Raw genomic sequence first — 17,672 nt, 5'->3', positions numbered from 1 at the left:
TAGCGACGCCGGATCAGTCACCGGGAAAGCGGCAGATAGACCTGACCAGCCGACACGCGGTGTCAAGGTTGCGACCGGGATCGCGCCCGGGCATCCGCGTCGCGCGAAGGAATCCGCACCGCGCGAGGCGTTCACCGCCCGGGACGGAGTGTGGGGGGGGGGGGGGGGGCGGGGGGGCGCCCCCCCCCCCGCCCCCCCCCCCGCCACCCGCTGAGCGCTCAGAGTTCAGCGGTCAACGGTCAGTTGGGCAGGCCCCAGTGCTGCGCGCCGGTGCCGTTGCAGTCCCAGATCTGGAGTTGGGTGCCCTCGGACGTCGAACTGTTCGGGTCGTCCAGGCACTTGCCGGAGTTGGGGTTGAGCAGCGAGCCGTTGGACTGGGGCTGCCAGACCTGGGCGGAGGTGCTGTTGCAGTCGTAGAGGTCGACGGTGGTGCCGTCCGCGGTGCCGGAGTTGTCCACGTCCAGGCATTTGCCCAGCGCCTGGAGGGTGTTGCCGGCGGCGACGGTCCACTGCTGGGCGGAACTGCCGTTGCAGTTCCAGATCTGCACGGGGTTGAGGTTGGTGGTGTCGGAGGAGCGGTCGTCCACGCACAGCGAGGAGGAGACGCCCGAGACGATCGGCCCGGTCCCCTGCGGGCTGGTGCTTCCGCTGCCGTCGAAGGCGCCGAGGCCGTTGGGGGTGCCCAGGCCGGTGGGGCCGTCGTAGCCGGCGGTCGCGGTGCACAGGTAGGAGGGGCTGCACGAACCGTCGGAGCCCGACGTCACGTCGTTGAGCGCGGACGGGTGGCCGTAGAGCACGGACGCGGCGTTCGTGGCGGGGGCGCCGGCGAGCGCGAAGGTCGAGGCGATGATCGGCGAGGAGGCGCTGGTGCCGCCGACCACGAACCAGCCGCCCTGCCCGTAGGTGTCGTAGACGGCCACGCCCGTGCCCGGGTCGGCGACCGCCGAGACGTCGGCGACGGTCCGGTTGCCGCCGCAGCCGGTGTCGGTCTGCCAGGCCGGCTTGGACTCCCACGACGAGCAGCCCGCCCCGGAACCGGACCAGGCCGACTCCGTCCAGCCGCGCGAGGTACCGGAGTCCTGGTGCAGGCTGGTGCCGCCGGCCGCGACGACGTACTTCGAGGTGGCGGGGAAGCTCACCCCGTAGCCGCCGTCGCCGGAGCTGGCGACGTCCACCACCCCGGCGTGGTCGAAGTCCGCGTCGGCGCCGGCGTCGCCCGAACCGTCGCCGGTCCCCCAGCTGTTGGAGATGAAGTGGGCGCCGAGCGACACCGCCAGGTTCTGCGCCGCGTCCAGGTCGCCGGCCTCGATCACCAGGATGTGGCACAGCGGGCACACCGCGGAGACCATGTCGACGTCCAGCGACGCCTCCGTGCCCCAACCCGGGTCCCCGCCGGGGTAGTCGCCCTGCTGGCCGCTCCCGTTGACCTTCCGGAAGCACCCGTTGGCCGTGGTGCACGCGGGCAGGCCGTACTGCGAGCGGTACGTCGCCAGGTCCGACTCGAGGTTCGGGTTGTCCGCCAGTTCCGTGACGGCCACGGTCGCCCCGCCGCCGCTCGACGCGGCGGCGGAGGCCAGGTTGTACGCCTGCTGGAGGTCCGAGGGGCCGTAGCCGGACGGGTTCGCCCGCGGGGACAGCGCGTCGTCATGGAGCGCGTGCAGGTCGGTGCGGACCAGCGCGTAGCAGACCGGGGCACCGGGGTGCAGCGGCGCGGAACACGCGTGTGCGGTCTTCACCTGGCCGGATGAGCCGGATGAGCCGGGCGCGCCGGCCGGGGCGAGGGCGTGGGCCGCGGCCGGCGACGCGGCGGCGAGCCCCGTCGCGGCGGCCAGCGTCAGCACCCACTGGACCAATCTCTTCATGCTGTCACCTGCTCGTGTGGGGGTGGCGAGGGTCCCAACACGGCGGCGGGGACGGGCAAGGACCGCCGACGTGCCGGGAACGCTCTCCCGCGGGTGGCGTCCGAGGTGCGGGGCGCGCGGCTGGACCGGGCGGGCGGACACCATCCGACAACGTTGCCGAGACACCCTGACAACGTTGCCAAATCGTCCCCGGAGTCCGGGAGTTCGCGCGTGGAACAGAGCAACCGCCGGGGCGGCCGTGACGGTGGAGGCGGACGCGGGCCATGAGGAGAGCGCTCACCGAAATTAACCAGGCGACATGCACGCGTCAATAGTCTGGACTAACGCCACGCCTCGGCACGCGGCATGCCTCGGCACCCGGCACGGCAGGCGCACGCCGGTGCGGTGCGGGTGCGTGGCGCCTCGCGGTGCGGGCGCGGTGGCGGGTGCGCCGGAGCGGACCGCCGCCGCGCCGGTGCGGTTCGGCAGCGGGCGCGGCGGCCCGGGTACGGACCGCCGCCGCGCACCAGGTGGGGCCGGGGGGTCAGCGCTTGATGCCGACGCCGCCGTAGAAGCCGACATGCGCCAGCTCCTCCTCCGTCGGCACCGGTTCGTCAGGGCGCCAGAGCGGCGGTTGGACCAGCCCTGGCTCGACCAGCTCGAAGCCGTCGAAGAAGCCCAGCACCTCCTCGTGGGAGCGCAGGGTGAGGGTGGCGGTGGCCCCCTTGTCCCGGTAGACGTCCCGGGCCTCCCCCGCGTCGCCGTCCAGCCGGTGGAAGTCGCCGGTCGTGTGGCTGAGCAGCAGGTGGCTGCCGGCGGGCAGCGCGTCCCGGTAGGCGGCCACCAACCCCGCGGGGTCCTCGTCGTCCCGGATGAAGTGCAGGATCGCCACCAGCATCAGCCCGACCGGCTGGTCGAAGTCGATCAGCTCCCTGATGGTCGGGTGGCCCAGGATGCTCTGCGGGTCGCGCAGATCACCGAGGAGGAATCCGGTGTTCCCCGCACCCAGCAGATGCGCCCCCGCATACGTCGCCACGATCGGGTCGTTGTCCACGTACGCGACCCGCACCTCGGGCGACACCTCGTGCGCGACCTGGTGGGTGTTGGGCACGGTGGGTATGCCGGTACCGATGTCGATGATCTGCCGGATACCGCTGTCCACCATGTACCGCACCGCCCGGTGCATGAACTGCCGGTTGCCCTGCGCCATCGTCACGATGTCCGGGAACAGGTCGATCACGCGCTGCGCGGCCTCGCGGTCGACCTCGTAGTTGTCCTTGCCACCGAGGTAGTAGTCGTACATGCGGGCCGGGTGGGGCCTGCCGGTGTCGATCTCCTCCACGGAGAACCCCTGATCGGTCAACGCCGTCCTCCCATTCCTTCCATCCGCCCTGCTGGGCCGTTCGGACCGCGCGGCACGGACACCCGTACGCGAGAGCGCGGCCAGGACGCCGGCACCAGATCCTGACGCCGGTGCCGATGCCGGTGCCGGTGCCACCGTAGTCGCCGGCATGGCTCAACTCCTGGGCCATGCACGGCGATCCCCCCGGGTCCGGCTCCGCCAGTGTCCCATCCCGAGCGAGCGACGCGCGGGGGGAATCGTCGGCGATGCCGGCCCGGCCGACGTGGGAAGACACCAGCAGCCCATCCGTCCCCACCTGCCACATCACCGCCGACCTGGCCGCCGGCCCGGCGCCACCGGCGAGCCGGTACCGGCCGCGTCGCCGGCTCGGACGTCGTACTCCCCCGGTAGCCGCGTGAGCGGCGATCCCGGTGCCTCGACGGGCATTCGACACGCTCGACCCGCCTGCGCCAACGCCGGGTCGGCCAGACCAGCGGCGGTAGTCTCGCTCTTCGCCCCTGCCGCTCCGGGCCGCTCCGGTCCGGTCCGGTCCGGTCCGGGAGACGGTCCAGCGCGCCGCCGACGCCGTGACGGGGGGAGCCGAAGGAGGAGCCCGCGACCGTCGAGGCCGCCGTCGTGCGGGGGTTGCCGGCCGCGAGACGCCTGTTGGAGCGTGATCACATGACCGACCCCACCCGCGACCCGTACCCGACATACGCGGCCATGCGCTCCGCGTGCCCGGTCCAGGGCGTGCCCACCGGCTCCGACGGGGAAGCCGGTTCGGACGGGAAGGCCCGCTCGGACCGGGAATCCGGCTACCTGGTCCTCGGCTACGAGGAAGCCCGGCAGGCGCTGGCCGACCCCCGGCTGTCCAAGGACACCGCCGCCTTCTTCGCCGGCCGGAACTCGCGGCGACGCATGCACCCGGCGGTCGCGCAGACCATGGTGGCCACCGATCCGCCCCGGCACACCAGCCTCCGCAAGCTGGTGACCAGGACGTTCACGACCGGCGCCGTCACACGGCTGCGCCCGTTCATCGCCCGGACCACCGACGCGCTGCTGGACCGGTGGCCGGTCGGCGGGCAGGCCGACCTCGTCGCCGACCTGGCGGTGCCCCTGCCGGTCATCGTGATCTGCGAGTTGCTCGGTGTCCCGGAGCCCGACCGGCCCGACGTACAACGCTGGTCCGCCGAGCTGTTCGCGGCCGGGGAACCCGATCTCATCGACGCGGCATCGCACTCCCTTGCCGCGTACGTGACCGGTCTCGTCGCCGCCAAGCGGGCCCGGCCCGGCAACTCGCTCCTGGACCAGCTCATCGCGGCGCGCGACGGGCAGGACCACCTCAGCGAGCACGAGTTGGTCTCCCTGGCGGTGCTGCTGCTGGTGGCCGGCCACGAGACCACCACCAACTTCCTCGGCAACGCCGTCCTGGCGCTCCTCCAGCACCCCTCCGCACTGGAACGCCTGCGCACCGACCCTGAACGCATCCCCGCCGCCCTCGACGAACTGCTGCGCTACGACCCGCCGGTCAGCACGGCCACGTTCCGGTTCACCACGCGGGCCCTCACGCTCGGCGGCACCGAGATCCCGGCCGACGTCCCCGTGCTGGTGAACCTCGGAGCCGCCAACCGCGACCCGAAGCGCTTCCCCGCGCCGGACCGGCTCGACCTCGACCGCGAGGCCACCGGCCATCTGGCCTTCGGCCACGGCATCCACCGCTGCGTCGGGGCCCCGCTGGCCAAGGCGGAAGCCGACATCGCCCTGCGCGCGATCCTGAGCCGCTTCCCCGGGCTCGGGCTCGCCACGTCGGTCGACCGGTTGGAGTGGCGCCGCACCCGCCTGATGCGCGGACTCGTGTCCCTCCCTGTCCGGACCGGCTGAGGCGGTGAGGCGGTGAGGCGGTGACGCGGTGACGCGGTGACGCGTTATGGCACTGAGGAGTTGAGGCAGGCGCCGGAGTGCCGCGCTCGCTACCGCCTGCGGATGAGGCCGAGTTCGGTCGCGGTGGCGACGGCGGCGGTGCGGGAGTCGACGTCGAGCTTGGCGTAGATGTGCGCCAGGTGGGACTTGACGGTCCCCTCCGTGAGGTGGAGCCGGTCGCCGACGGCCCCGTTGGACAGGCCCGTGGCGACCAGGGCCAGGACCTCGGTCTCGCGCCGGGTCAGAGTGGCGCCGGGGGTGCGCAGCCGGTGCATCAGCCGGTCCGCGACGGTGGCCGCCAGGGTGGTACGGCCCGCGGCGGCGGTGCGTACGGCGGCGGCCAGCTCCTCGGGCGGGGCGTCCTTGAGCAGGTAGCCGGTCGCGCCGGCCTCGATGGCGGGCAGGGTGTCGGCGTCGGTGTCGTAGGTGGTGACGACCAGCACGCGGGGCGCGCCGGGGCGGGCGGTGATGGCGGCGGTGGCCTCGGCGCCGTTCATCCCCCTGCCGAACTGGAGGTCCATGAGGACGACGTCGATGTCTCCTCGGGCGGCGCGGGTGACGGCCTCCTCGGCGGTGGCGGCTTCGGCCACCACGACGAGGCCGGGTTCGGTCTCCAGCACGGCGCGGAGCCCCGCCCGTACGACGGGGTGGTCGTCGGCCAGGAGCAGGCGGATGGGGCGGTCGGTCACGAGCGGGCCTCTGCTGCGGGTGCGAGCGGAAGGCGCGCGGCCACGGAAGCGCCGTGGCCGGGAGCGGACTCGACGGCGAGGGCGCCGCCGAGGGCGTGCACGCGGGCCCGCATCGCCGCCAGCCCGAACCCTCCGGCCTCCGGGTCCGGGACGGGCAGCCGTCCGGGGTCGAAGCCGTGCCCGTCGTCGACGACGTCCACGGCGATGCGGTCGTCCAGGTAGCTGAGGGTGACCTCGGCGGTGGTGGCCGCGGCGTGCCGGACGGTGTTGGCGAGGGCGGACTGGGCGATGCGCAGCAGGGCGACCTCGTGCGCGGTCGGCAGCGTTACGGGGTCGCCGACGACCTGGAAGCGCGCGGTGAGCTGGTGCCGGGTGCTGGTGGCGGTGCACAGGCGTTCCAGGGCGCAGGCGAGGGTGGTGCCCTCCAGAGCGGGCGGGGCGAGGGCGACGACGAAACGCCGCGCCTCGGCGAGGTTGTCCACGGCGGCGTTCCGTGCCTGGTCGACGTAGCGGGCGGCGCTGTCCGGCCGGTGCGGCAGGGCCCGTTCGGCGGCGCGCAGCAGCAACTGGATGCTGGACAGGCCCTGGGCGAGGGTGTCGTGGATCTCGCGGGCCAGGCGCTCGCGTTCGGCCAGCACACCGGCGGCGTGCTGCGCGGCGGCCAGGTCGGCACGGGTGGCGGTGAGCTCCTCGACCAGGCGCCTGCGGTGTTCGCTCTCGCGGTACAGGGCCTGGTAGCCCCAGACCACTGCCACCGCCACGGCGGCGCCGAGGGCCGGTCCGATCGCCATGGCCGCGCTGAAGGAGCCCTGGTGTGCGGAGTAGCCGGCGATGGCCGGCACCGCGGTGGCCGCGACCGCGGCGAGTCCGGCGCGGCGGGGCAGCAGGTGGAGCTGGAGGAAGTAGAGCGGGAACGCCAGCCACACCCCGTCGGAGGACAGGGCCAGCAGCACCAGCCAGACGGCGCCCATCGCGGCCAGCCATAGTGCGGCGGCCCGGCGCGAGCTGTGCACCCGGGGCAGCACGGGTCCGGCCGCGTACGTCACGGCGCACGCCGCGGCCGCCGCGATGACCGCTCCGGCGTGCGGGCGGTGGTCGATCACGGCCTGGCCGGCGGCCAGGGCGAGCAGGGCGACGACCAGCAGATGCAGGCACCAGGCCAGGGCGCGGGTGGTCGGGGTCAAGGCGGGGGCGGTGACGTTCGCGGAGGCGGTGATGTTCACAGTCCCTCCAGGCTAAGCAGACGCGGCCGCTCCCGGCCTCCGTCGAAAGTTACAGACCGGGTGCGGCCTTTCGGTGCGGCAAGTGCTGTCCTGGGCCAGATGCCCGGGTGCGGTCCTGACGGCGACGGTGGAGGCACACACCGCGTCCACCCCGCCGGCGGCGGAGGCGCACCGCGTCCACCCGCCCGGCGCACGTGACGCACCTCGCTTCCACCCGCCCGGCGAACGTGACGCACCTCGCTTCCACCGCCGCGCCACCCCATGAAAAGGCAGGCCCCAGCCGTGTTCGTCGCCTGGAGAGACCTCAGGTTCGCCAAGGGGCGCTTTGCCCTGATGGGGGCCGTCATCGTGCTGATCACCCTGCTGGTCGGGCTGCTGTCGGGGCTGACCGCCGGGCTGGGCCGGCAGAACATCTCCGCGATCACCGGCCTGCCCGCGGACCGGATCGCCTTCGGCGTGCCGGCCACGGGCGAAGCGCTGTCGTACGCCGACTCCACCGTCACGGAGAAGCAGTGGCGGCGGTGGGCCAGGACACCCGGCGTGAGCAGCGCGGAACCGCTGGGCATCACCACCACCAGGGCGACCGCGGGCGACCGGAGCACCGGCGTGTCGGCCTTCGGGGTGCGGCCGCACTCCCCGCTGGCCCCCGACAGCGACGAGATCGACGACCACGCGGTGGTCCTGTCCACGGCCGCCGCCGACCATCTCGACGTCTCCACGGGCGACAGCATCGCCCTCGCCGGCCGGCAGGTCACCGTCGCGGCGGTGCGCGGGAACGCCTCCTTCAGCCACGTCCCCGTCCTGTGGACCAGCCTCGACACCTGGCGGAAGGCCGCACCCCCAACGGGCAAGTCCGGCGGCCCGACCGCCACGGTCATCGCGTTGGCGACCTCTCCCGGTGTCGACGTGAAGGCGGCCGACGCGGCCGCGGGCACGAGGACGGTCGGCAAGGACGACTCGCTGTCCGCGATCGGCTCCTACACCTCCGAGAACGGCTCCCTCCAGCTGATGCGCGGCTTCCTGTTCGCGATCTCCGCGCTGGTCGTCGGCGCCTTCTTCACCGTGTGGACCATCCAGCGCAGCGGAGACGTCGCGGTCCTCAAGGCGCTGGGCGCGTCCACCGCCGGCCTGCTCGGGGACGCCCTCGGACAGGCCCTGGTCCTGCTGGTCGGCGGCACCCTGGCAGGCACCGCTATCGCCGTCGGCGTCGGCGCCCTCGTGGCCGGCTCGGCCGTGCCCTTCCTCCTCGAACCCGCCACCGTCCTGGTCCCGGCCGCCGTGATGATCGCGCTCGGCGCGCTCGGCGCCGCCCTGTCCGTCCGGCGCATCACCTCCGTCGACCCGCTGACCGCCCTGGGGAGCACCCGATGAGCCTCGACATCGCCGGCATCACCCTCACCTATCCCGACGGAGGGTCCCGCCTGACCGCCCTCGACCAGGTCACCCTTCAGGTCCCCAAGGGCACCCTGACCGCCGTCATCGGCCCCTCCGGCAGCGGGAAGTCCAGCCTCCTCGCGGTGGCCGCGACCCTCGTCACCCCCGACGCCGGCACCGTCACGATCGACGGCACGCCCACCGAGACCCTGAGCCGCGGCGAACTCGCCGGCCTGCGCCGCCGCAGGATCGGCATCGTCTTCCAGCAGCCCAACCTCCTGCCGGCCCTCACCGCCGCCGAACAGCTCCAGGTCATGGCGCGGATCGACGGCCGGCGGCCCCGTACGGCAAGGAACCGGGTCATGGACCTGCTCGATGCCGTCGGTCTGGCCGACCAGGCCGCACGCCGCCCCCACCAGCTCTCCGGCGGCCAGCGCCAGCGCGTCAACATCGCCCGCGCCCTGATGAACGACCCCACCGTGCTCCTGGTCGACGAACCCACCAGCGCCCTCGACCACGAACGCGGCGCCGCCGTCATCGACCTGATCGCCCGCCTCACCCGCCACCGGTCCACCGCGACCGTCCTGGTCACCCACGACCACGCCCACCTGACCGCGGCCGACCGGATCGCCGAAATCCACGACGGCCGCCTCCGCCCCCCGGCCACCCCCGATCAGCCAAGGTGAACCGCCGTACCCGGTCTCACGGTTGGGCGGGGGTGGCGTCGGTGAGGTCGCTTTCGGCGCGGGCCAGGAGGTCGGCCAGGTTCCGGGCCGCCGTTCCGGGGTCGTCCGCGTCGGCCACGGCCTGGCGCACCCACTCCGCGACCGCGTCGGCGAGCCCGATCGCGTCCTTCTCCCGCTGGTCGGAGAGGAGTTCCTTCACCCGGTAGGCGAGAGCGGACAGCGTGTCCTCGTTGGTCTGCGGCACCAGGTAGGCGCGCAGCGCGGCGGGATACGGCTCGCGCTCCCGGGCGGCCCGGAGGGCGCCGACGACTCCCGGGTCGGCGGCGTACTCGTCGAGGAGGCCGAGCAGGGCGGAGATCCGCGCGGTCAGCCGTGGCCGGCCGGGGTGCCGGTCCAGCCAGGTCATCAACTCGACCTCGCCGCCGAGATACGAGATGACCCGGTTGAGGGACTCCTCCCCCTTGAAGGGCAGGTCCTCGGCATGCGGGACGAGTTCGGCCACTTCCTGGGCGAGCCGGGCCTCGTCCTGCGCCCCCAGCGTGCCGTCGGTGAATCGACCGACCAGCGCCGGATCGAGCCCGAACCCGTCAGGACCTGGCCGCGAACCTGCGGTCTGCGCGCGGTGCCTGCGGTGGACGAGCCATTGGTAGGTGCGGTCGATCAGCGTGTCGTGCACGGCATCCTCCTGACATGACATGAACAGCCCTCACGGCGGCGGTCACAGGGTTCGGCGGACTCCGGCCTGCCGTTCGATGTCCCGCAGTTGGCCGGCGAGGTCGCTGCTGGTGGCGCGGGCGGGGCCGATACGGCCGACCGGCAGGACGGCGCGTCCGCGGGTCTCCTCGAAGAGCAGGGCCCAGGCGGTGTACATCGCGACCCCGGCGAGCAGGAAGCCGAGGACCGCGCCGACCTTGCCGATGGTGTCGTTGCCCGTGACCCCCGCGATGCCGGAGACCAGGAACCGGGGCGCGGCGACCAGCAGGACCGCGGCCAGCGCCCGTTTCGCCGCGGCGGTCAGCAGGATCAGCAGGACGAAGACGGCGAACGTGATGAGGAAGATCCCCAGCACTTCCCTCGTCTGGGCCGGTTGGAAGAAGAAGATGCCCGCCTCGATGAGCCAGCTGGCGGCGAAGCTCATCATGAGTGTCGCGGCGGTGGCGTCACGGCAGAGCAGCGCGAAGATTCCCACGATGACCTGGATGACGAAAGCGGGGAACACGACGAGCGCGACCGCGGTCTGGGCGCTCTGCGGAAGAATTCCGTACTGGTAGGACGAGACCACGACCGAGTCGATGGCGACGGTGAACAGACCGACCGGCATCGGCGTGGCAAGAGGCCGCAGATTGATCCGGACCATCGACCGCAGGTCGTCTTCGTGGCGGGCGGGATTGGAATTCGGGAAGAGTTTTTCGGGATCTTCTCCGGCGGGGCCATGGGGTGTGTCAGCCACGTCATCACCTTCCGCACCGTAGGTGAACCCGGACCACACGGGAATGACGGTTTTCCGGGTCTACGGGTTTACGCGCGTCCCCTTTCTGGGTTTGCGCGCTTCCGCGTTTTGCGTCTCCGCGATTCCGAGATTCCGCGATTCCGGCTCGGTGAGAAGTACATCGGCCATGAAGACCGTTTCCCGCCGGCTGCGATCCAGATGAAACCAGCTTGCGTCCGGGAAGCAACCTTGTCCAATTCGGACCGTCGCGCCTGGTCCGACGCCGGTCCCGGCCGGAACGGCGTCAGCCGTCAGCCGTCAGCCGTCCGGACGCTCCGTGTTCTCGCTCCACTTCTCCATCCATCTGCGGACCTGTGCGCAGATCTCGTCCACGCCCGCGGCAGCCGCGTACGCGACCGGGGCCTGCTGCACGCTGTCGACGACCAGCAGGCGGGCGCGCAGCGGAGGCGTCTGGCCTGGCTCCAGCCACACACGAAGGATCAGGGTTCCGGTGGGGGTCTCGATAACAGCCATGACTTCACGCTGACGAACCGCCGCCACCTAAACGTCACGGTCGGCGCGCGCCGCGCCGACGGTGTTCGCCATGATGCGGCGCAGCGACGGCGACGGCTCCACCCCCAGCTCCGCGCGAAGGAGGTCTCGCAGCTCCTTGAAGTGCCGGATGGCCTCGCTGAGGTTGCCCTCCGCGACGTAGGTCTCGATGACCTGGCGGTGGGCGCTCTCGCGGAGCGGCTCGCCGGCGACCGCTCGCAGCGCGGCGTCCAGCGCCTGCCCGAAGCGGCCCTCCGACCGGTGGACGCGGGCGAGCGACTCCAGCGCGTGCAGCCGCATCTGGTGCAGCCGCTCCCGCTCGATGACGACCCACTCGTCCCACGCCTCCGGCAGGAGGTCGCAGCGCAGCGCCTGGTCCGCCGGGTCGAGGTCCGGCGCCGGAATCTCGTCCGGCCTCTCACGCGCCGAGGGCTCCGCCGAGCGGATCGCCCGGCGCAGGACCTCCTCGGTGACCGCCAGGTCCGTTCGCAGGTCGCCGGAAACCTGGAGGGTGCCGACCGTGGCGACGACGAGGGGGCGGCTGAGCTTGGGCAACCGCCACAAGGCCGAGCGCAGGCAGCGCGCCCCCTGGGCGCCGGAGGAGTCCGGCCACAGCTTCTCGGCCACGTACTCGCGGGTGACCGTCCGGCGGCTCAGCACGAGCAGGCTCATCAGGCGCTGCCCGGCGGGGGCGATCACTATCGACCGCCCGTCGTGTCGCAGATCGAAACTGCCCATCAGCGTCAGATGCGGAAAGTGGTCGGGAAGGGCTTCGTCGGACCGCTTATGCATTGCGTCTCCTCGGGCCTGGAAGGCCGGTGTTGCTGCACTGCACGAGTGTCGCGTCACTCCCATTGGAACATCGCGCGTCCATCGACACATCCGCGCCGAAAGGTCGCGCGCGGGCCCGAACGCGCACTGCGAGGAACCGAATTCCCTGCGTGTGCGCGGCGGTCTGCCGCGACCTGCCTCGCCGGGCTGGTGGGAAGGTGACGGCGCGGTGACGCGCCGGTGATCCGGTGGTCCCAGGCTCTTCGTACGGCCCGGGTACTCCGGCGTCGGGGAACGGCAAAGGGACGAGAGGGGAAACCGTGTTCGCTCATCACCCCGCATTCCCGCCATCGTCCCGCCGATATACGGTGTCCTGCCCGCGAGGTACGGACGAAGGGCCGCTGCGGTGACCGCCCCGGTCGCCACCCGCCCGGTACGCGGGGCGGCCGCGCAGGACCCGGCGCAGGTCCTCGGCGAGTTCCGCGACATCCGCTCGCGCGGCAGGTGGCGGTTCCGGCTGGCGCTGCTGGGGCCCGCTTTCGTGGTGGCGGTCGCCTACATCGACCCGGGCAACGTGGCGACCAACGTCGAGGCGGGCGCCCGTACCGGCTACATGCTGGTGTGGGTGGTCGTGCTGGCCAACGTCATGGCGCTGCTCGTGCAGTACCTGTCGGCCAAGCTCGGGCTCGCCACGGGCCGGAACCTGGCCGAGCAGTGCCGTGAGCTGTCGCCGCGGTGGCTGAACCGGCTGATGTGGGTGCAGGCCGAACTGGTCGCCGTGGCCACGGACCTGGCGGAGTTCGCCGGCGCCGCGCTCGGCCTGAGCCTGCTGTTCGCGATGCCGATCCCGCTCGCCGCGGTGATCACGGCCCTGGTGTCGTTCGCGGTCCTCGCCTGCCAGCACAAAGGCTGCCGCGGCTTCGAACGCGCCATATCCGCGCTGCTGTTGCTGGTCCTGGCCGGCATCGCCTACGACCTGCTCACCATCGGCCACCAGTCCGCGAGCGGCGCGGCCGCGGGCATGGCGCCCCACCTGAGCGGATCGACCACCGGGGTGCTGGCGGCGGCGATCGTCGGGGCCACCATCATGCCGCACGCGATCTACCTGCACTCCTCCCTCACCCAACACCGGGTCCGCACCAGCGACGTGCGCGAGCGGCGGTTCCTGCTGCGCTACCTGCGCATCGACTGCGCCGTGGGGTTCACCATCGCCGGCGCCGTCAACCTGGGCATGCTCTGCCTGTCCGTCGCCCTGTTCCGGCACACCACGCTCGGCGACCTCGACGCGATCACCGCCGCCCACCAGGACCTGGGCCGTACCGTCGGCGGCGCGGCGGCCATGACCTTCGCCGTCGCCCTGCTCGCCTCCGGCATCTCCTCCGCCAGCGTCGGCACCTGCGCGGGGCAGGTCGTCATGCAGGGGTTCCTGCGCCGCCGCATCCCCCTGTTCGCGCGGCGCGCGCTGACGATGGCGCCCGCACTGCTCATCCTGTGCGTGGGGTTCCCCGTCACCGCCACCCTCGTCTTCAGCCAGGTCCTGCTCGCTTTCGGCATCCCCTTCGCCCTGATCCCCCTGGTGGTCATCACCCGACGCCGGGACCTGATGGGCCCGCTGACCAATCGCCCGGTCACCACGGCGGCCGGTGCCCTCATCTGCGCCCTGGTGATCAGCCTGAACGCCTACCTCATCGTGACCATGGTGTAGGCGACCGAGATCCCGGGACATCCGCCCGCCGCGTACGCCCCGGCCGGGCCGTCCCGACGCACCACCCCGCACCCCAACCCCGGCCACCGGCCGAAAGGTGCAGGTGCGCGACGCGCGCCGGACAATGGTGGTGAGCCGGTGGGGGGATCGGCCGCGCACCTCACGCGAGGGAAGGTCCGAGATGCCCGACAGCGGTTCCTTCAGCTTCGATGCCCGGGGGCGGGTGACGGCGGTACGCAGCTCCGCGCAGATCCCGCCGGCCGCCCTGACCGACGCCGTCGGCGAATCCGCCCTGCACGTGCTGCGGGACCTGCTGGAAGCGAGCGAGACGGACGGCACGCCGGTCGTCCAGTTCGACGCCTGGCGGAGCGACGAGGGCACCGTGCTGTCCGCGGTCGGATCGGCGGCCAGCCCGGGAACGGCCCGGGTGCAGAGCGCCTACATGCCGTCGGCGTTCGAGAACGCCGTCGCGGGCCTGGAGTTGTACGACATCCGGCAGACGGTGGTGCGCAGCAACGCGGCCTGCCTGGCCGTGCGCGGCCTGCCGGCCGACGACGTCGTCGGTCACCGTGTGGAGGAGCTCGACTCCACGCTGCCGCTGAGCCCGCTGGTCGGCCGGGCCATGTCGGAGGAGCGGGCCGCCGGCGCGAGCCCGGTCGTCGTCCAGGACGTCCGGAAGGGGCCGGAGGTCTACTCCGTGCTCGCTCTTCCGCTGCGCGAGGGCACGGATGTCGTCGGGGCGGCGACGATCATGCACAACGTGACGGAGAGCGTCCGGTCCCGGGACGCGGAGCGACTGCTCGTCACGATGCACAAGAAGCTGGGCACGGAACTGGGCGTGATGCAGACCGCGCAGGAGCTGGCGTCGGCGGCCACCGAGGAGTTCGCCGACGTCGTCTCCGTCGACCTGGCGGAGGCCCTCTTCCACGGCGAGGAGGCCCCGCTTCCGCCGCTGAGCGCCACCTCCCCGCTGCGCCGGGCCGCGTTCGTCTCCGTCACGGAGTTCACCAGCCTGTACGCGGTCGGTGAGCCGAGCCGCTTCGCGTTCCCCACTCCGTACAGCCAGGCGCTGGCGGACACGAAGCCGCGGCTGGTGGACCCGCGCAGCAGCCCGTCGGACTGGCACATGCACGACGCCGCCCGCGCGGGAATCCTGCGTTCGGCGGGTGTGCACTCGATGATCCTGGCGCCCCTGGTGCAGCGGGGCCGCGTGCTGGGGCTGGCCTGCTTCTACCGGGCCGGGCGGGACACCACGCCGTTCGATCGGCATGACCTGGCGCTGGCCGAGCAGATCACCGCCCGGGCGGCCGTCCACATGGAGAACGCGCGCCGCTACACCCGCGAGCTCAACGCGGCGACGACCTTGCAGCGCAGGCTGCTGCCGCAGCGCCTACCCCAGGTGCCCGCCGTCCGCACGGCGTACTTCTGGAACCCGAGCAGACACCAGACCCACTGGTTCGACGTGATCCCGCTGTCCGGCGCCCGGGTGGGCCTGGCCATGGGCCAGATCCCGCAGCACGGCCTGCGCGCCTCGGTGGACATCGGGCGGTTCCGGACCGCGTTCGCCACGCTCGCCCGGATGGACCTGGCCCCTGACGAACTGCTGGCGCACCTGGACGACGTGACCCACACGATCCAGCAGGAGGACGCGGCGTCGCCCGAGGCGCGAGCGGACAACGGCAACGTCGCCGGCCCCGCCGCGGGGGAAACCCGCTGCCTGTACGCGATCTACGACCCGATCGCGGGTGGCCTCGCGCTCGCCTCCGCGGACTGGCCCGCACCGCTGGTGACCACCGCGGACGGCGTCACCACCCCGATCGAGGTGCCGCTGGGCCCCGCGCTGGGCCACCACTCCAGCTACGAGACGGCGCGCACCACGCTCGCGCCGGACACGCTGCTGACCTTCTACTCGGCCTCGATGCTGCACCCGCCCGGCGACGACGACGCCCTCGCGCTGCTCCGGCGCGCTGCCGGCAGGTCGGCGGGAGACGCCCAGGTGGCCTGCGACAACATCGTCTACGCCCTCATGGGCGACCGGGTCGGCGGCGCCCGCGACGGCGGTGCGGTGCTGACCGCGGAGGTCAGACGGCTCGCCCCGGACGACCACGTGTCGTGGACGTCGCCCCGGGAGCGCGCCGCCGTCGCCGACTGCCGGGCGCGCGCCCGCGAGCAGTTGGAGGCATGGCGGCTGGAGGACCAGGTGTTCGCCACCGAGATGGTGGTCAGCGAACTCGTGACCAACGTGCTCCAGCACGCGGGCGGGAAACCGCGGGTCCGCCTCATCCGGGACGAACACCTCACCGTGGAGGTCTCGGACGACTCCACCACCTCCCCCCATCTGCGGCACGCCCGGGCGCAGGACGAGGGCGGCAGGGGCCTGCTGATCGCCGCCACCCTGGCCAGCCGCTGGGGCACCCGCTACGGGGAGGAGGGGAAGACGATCTGGGTCGAGCAGGATCTCCCCGAGGAGGGGCCCCGCTGAGCCCCGACCGGCGCTCAGGGCCCGCTACTTGGTGAAGGACTCGGGGCCGAAGCGGCCGACCGCCACGAACAGGATCAGGGCGAGGTAGACCACGTTCACCAGGACGTGCACGAACTCCCGGCGGCGGGACTCCACGACCGCCGCGCCGATCATGACCAGTCCCAGGCCCACCGCGGCGCTCGGCGCCAGGATCTGCGCGATGCCGAGCCAGCCGGGCAGGACCAGTCCGGCGGCGCCCACGACCTCCACGGCGCCGAGGGCCTTGACGAACCCGGCGTCGAAGTCCAGGGCCCATCCCCCGCCGGGGGCCTTGGCCAGCTTCTCCCGGGGGATGAACAGCTTGTTGGCGCCGGCGACCAGGAAGGCCGCGGCCAGCAGCCCGGCGACGATCCACAGAGCGGTGTTCACGTGATCTCTCCTCGACATGTCCTCAGCGGGTCCTGAGCGGGTGGCGGTAGCGGGCCGGGGACGGTCCGACGTCCCCGGCCCGCCGCGTTCCGCCTCCTTGGACGAGGAGGGCTGCCGAGAGGTAACAACCTGGTGCACCGCGCGGTGGTCCGCGCCGCTGCGTCGCACCGACGCGCCAGCCATCGGGTCGCACGGACGCGCCAGGCATCCGGTCGCACGGACGGGCCCGGCGACGGATGCCGCCGGGCCCGTGGGCGAGAGGTCGGTCAGCGCTCCAGCAGGCGCATCTGGGCCTCGTTGTGGGTGTCGCCCGCGGCCGGGGGCAGGCTGCTGAGCCGCGCGAGCTGCTCCTCGTCGAGGCGCACCGCGTCGGCGCCGATGTTCTCCTCCACCCGGGCCACGCGACGGGTGCCGGGGATGGGGGCGATGTCGTCGCCCTGGGCCAGCAGCCAGGCGAGCGCGACCTGGGCCGGGGTGGCGCCGATCTCGGTGGCCACGGCGGCGACCGCGTCGGCCAGGCGGAGGTTGTGCTGGAAGTTCTCCTCCGTGAACCGGGGGTTGTCGGCGCGGAAGTCCGCCGGGTCGATCTGGTCGGTGGAGCGGATGGTGCCGGTCAGGAAACCGCGACCGAGCGGCGAGAACGGTACGAAGCCGATGTTCAGCTCGCGCAGCACCGGCAGCACGCGGGCCTCGGGGTCACGGGTGAACAGCGAGTACTCCGACTGGAGCGCGGTGACCGGGTGGACGGCATGGGCGCGGCGGATCGTGTCGGGTCCGGCCTCGGACAGGCCGATGGCGCGGATCTTGCCCTCGGTGACCAGCTCGGCGAGCGTCCCGACCGTCTCCTCGATCGGCGTGCCCGGGTCGACGCGGTGCTGGTAGTACAGATCGATGTAGTCGGTGTCCAGCCGCTTCAGGGAGCCCTCGACCGCGGTGCGGATGCTCGCCGGGCTGCTGTCGGTGCCGTCCTGGCGGCCGGTGTGCGAGATCAGCCCGAACTTCGTCGCCAGCACCACCTCGTCCCGGTGGCCCTTCAGCGCGCGCCCGACGAGTTCCTCGTTGACGTAGGGGCCGTAGACCTCCGCGGTGTCGATGAACGTCAGGCCCAGTTCCAGGGCCCGGTGGATGGTACGGATCGACCCGGCGTCGTCGGTCCCCGCGCCGACGTAGCCGTGGGACATGCCCATCGCGCCCAGGCCGATGCGGGAGACGTCCAGGTCACGCAGCTTGATGTGCTTCATCGCTTCTCG

15 protein-coding genes are annotated in these 17,672 nt (G+C 72.7%); 5 read left to right on the top strand and 10 right to left on the bottom strand.

The genetic code is table 11. The annotated features are described in order from the left end of the window. Positions 1-239 precede the first annotated feature (239 nt). Positions 240-1,862 carry a ricin-type beta-trefoil lectin domain protein gene (locus ACIPAE_RS16235; RefSeq protein ID WP_366412235.1) on the bottom strand — a complete coding sequence of 541 codons (1,623 nt, stop codon included), beginning with the start codon at positions 1,860-1,862 and terminating at the stop codon, positions 240-242. 523 nt (positions 1,863-2,385) lie between these two features. Then, positions 2,386-3,204, bottom strand: coding sequence for an SAM-dependent methyltransferase (locus ACIPAE_RS16230; protein ID WP_366412234.1), 819 nt, complete (start codon positions 3,202-3,204; stop codon positions 2,386-2,388). 660 nt (positions 3,205-3,864) lie between these two features. Here ACIPAE_RS16230 and ACIPAE_RS16225 point away from each other — a divergent pair. Continuing rightward, positions 3,865-5,064, top strand: coding sequence for a cytochrome P450 (locus tag ACIPAE_RS16225; protein ID WP_402445644.1), 1,200 nt, complete (start codon positions 3,865-3,867; stop codon positions 5,062-5,064). Between the two features lie 89 nt (positions 5,065-5,153). Here the strand turns inward: ACIPAE_RS16225 and ACIPAE_RS16220 are convergent, their stop codons facing one another. Together ACIPAE_RS16220 and ACIPAE_RS16215 are read right to left on the bottom strand one after the other, a co-directional pair. Next, positions 5,154-5,792 (bottom strand): response regulator, encoded by a 639-nt coding sequence (locus tag ACIPAE_RS16220; protein WP_402445642.1) that lies wholly within the window; start codon positions 5,790-5,792, stop codon positions 5,154-5,156. Next, complete coding sequence (locus ACIPAE_RS16215) at positions 5,789-7,015, bottom strand: sensor histidine kinase (protein ID WP_402445640.1); 1,227 nt, start codon at positions 7,013-7,015, stop codon at positions 5,789-5,791. Before ACIPAE_RS16215 ends, ACIPAE_RS16220 begins: the two co-directional genes overlap by 4 nt. A 282-nt stretch (positions 7,016-7,297) precedes the next feature. On the opposite strand from ACIPAE_RS16215, the gene ACIPAE_RS16210 reads away from it, so the two are divergent. Both ACIPAE_RS16210 and ACIPAE_RS16205 read left to right on the top strand, forming a co-directional pair. Beyond that, positions 7,298-8,386, top strand: a complete 1,089-nt coding sequence (locus tag ACIPAE_RS16210; RefSeq protein ID WP_402445638.1) for an ABC transporter permease — start codon at positions 7,298-7,300, stop codon at positions 8,384-8,386. After that, positions 8,383-9,075 (top strand): ABC transporter ATP-binding protein, encoded by a 693-nt coding sequence (locus ACIPAE_RS16205; RefSeq protein ID WP_402445636.1) that lies wholly within the window; start codon positions 8,383-8,385, stop codon positions 9,073-9,075. Before ACIPAE_RS16210 ends, ACIPAE_RS16205 begins: the two co-directional genes overlap by 4 nt. Positions 9,076-9,091: 16 nt before the next feature. Here ACIPAE_RS16205 and ACIPAE_RS16200 read toward each other — a convergent pair whose 3' ends face one another. From ACIPAE_RS16200 to ACIPAE_RS16185, 4 genes are all read right to left on the bottom strand, one after another. After that, the gene (locus ACIPAE_RS16200) at positions 9,092-9,751 is read right to left on the bottom strand and encodes a hypothetical protein (RefSeq protein WP_402445634.1); all 660 of its coding nucleotides are present in this window, start codon (positions 9,749-9,751) and stop codon (positions 9,092-9,094) included. Between the two features lie 42 nt (positions 9,752-9,793). Continuing rightward, complete coding sequence (locus tag ACIPAE_RS16195; RefSeq protein ID WP_402445632.1) at positions 9,794-10,525, bottom strand: GPR1/FUN34/YaaH family transporter; 732 nt, start codon at positions 10,523-10,525, stop codon at positions 9,794-9,796. A gap of 297 nt (positions 10,526-10,822) precedes the next feature. Further along, positions 10,823-11,038 (bottom strand): hypothetical protein, encoded by a 216-nt coding sequence (locus ACIPAE_RS16190; RefSeq protein ID WP_366412227.1) that lies wholly within the window; start codon positions 11,036-11,038, stop codon positions 10,823-10,825. A 27-nt stretch (positions 11,039-11,065) separates the two neighbouring features. After that, positions 11,066-11,848, bottom strand: a complete 783-nt coding sequence (locus tag ACIPAE_RS16185) for a BTAD domain-containing putative transcriptional regulator (protein ID WP_366412226.1) — start codon at positions 11,846-11,848, stop codon at positions 11,066-11,068. Between the two features lie 385 nt (positions 11,849-12,233). Between ACIPAE_RS16185 and ACIPAE_RS16180 the strand changes: the two genes are divergently transcribed. Together ACIPAE_RS16180 and ACIPAE_RS16175 are read left to right on the top strand one after the other, a co-directional pair. Continuing rightward, complete coding sequence (locus ACIPAE_RS16180; protein ID WP_366412225.1) at positions 12,234-13,532, top strand: Nramp family divalent metal transporter; 1,299 nt, start codon at positions 12,234-12,236, stop codon at positions 13,530-13,532. A gap of 181 nt (positions 13,533-13,713) precedes the next feature. Beyond that, positions 13,714-16,014 carry a SpoIIE family protein phosphatase gene (locus tag ACIPAE_RS16175; RefSeq protein WP_329371378.1) on the top strand — a complete coding sequence of 767 codons (2,301 nt, stop codon included), beginning with the start codon at positions 13,714-13,716 and terminating at the stop codon, positions 16,012-16,014. Between the two features lie 24 nt (positions 16,015-16,038). On the opposite strand, the gene ACIPAE_RS16170 is transcribed toward ACIPAE_RS16175, so the two are convergent. Both ACIPAE_RS16170 and ACIPAE_RS16165 read right to left on the bottom strand, forming a co-directional pair. Next, entirely contained in the window at positions 16,039-16,422 is a 384-nt protein-coding gene (locus ACIPAE_RS16170) for a DoxX family protein (RefSeq protein WP_329371377.1), read from the bottom strand. Positions 16,423-16,688: 266 nt separating this feature from the next. Beyond that, positions 16,689-17,663: an aldo/keto reductase gene (locus ACIPAE_RS16165; protein ID WP_329371376.1), complete on the bottom strand. Its 975-nt coding sequence runs from the start codon at positions 17,661-17,663 to the stop codon at positions 16,689-16,691. Positions 17,664-17,672: the final 9 nt, after the last annotated feature.

The sequence above is a fragment of the Streptomyces sp. NPDC087270 genome (assembly GCF_044744625.1).
In the GTDB taxonomy this organism is placed as follows: domain Bacteria; phylum Actinomycetota; class Actinomycetes; order Streptomycetales; family Streptomycetaceae; genus Actinacidiphila.
This window is presented reverse-complemented; position numbering and strand designations above follow the sequence as displayed.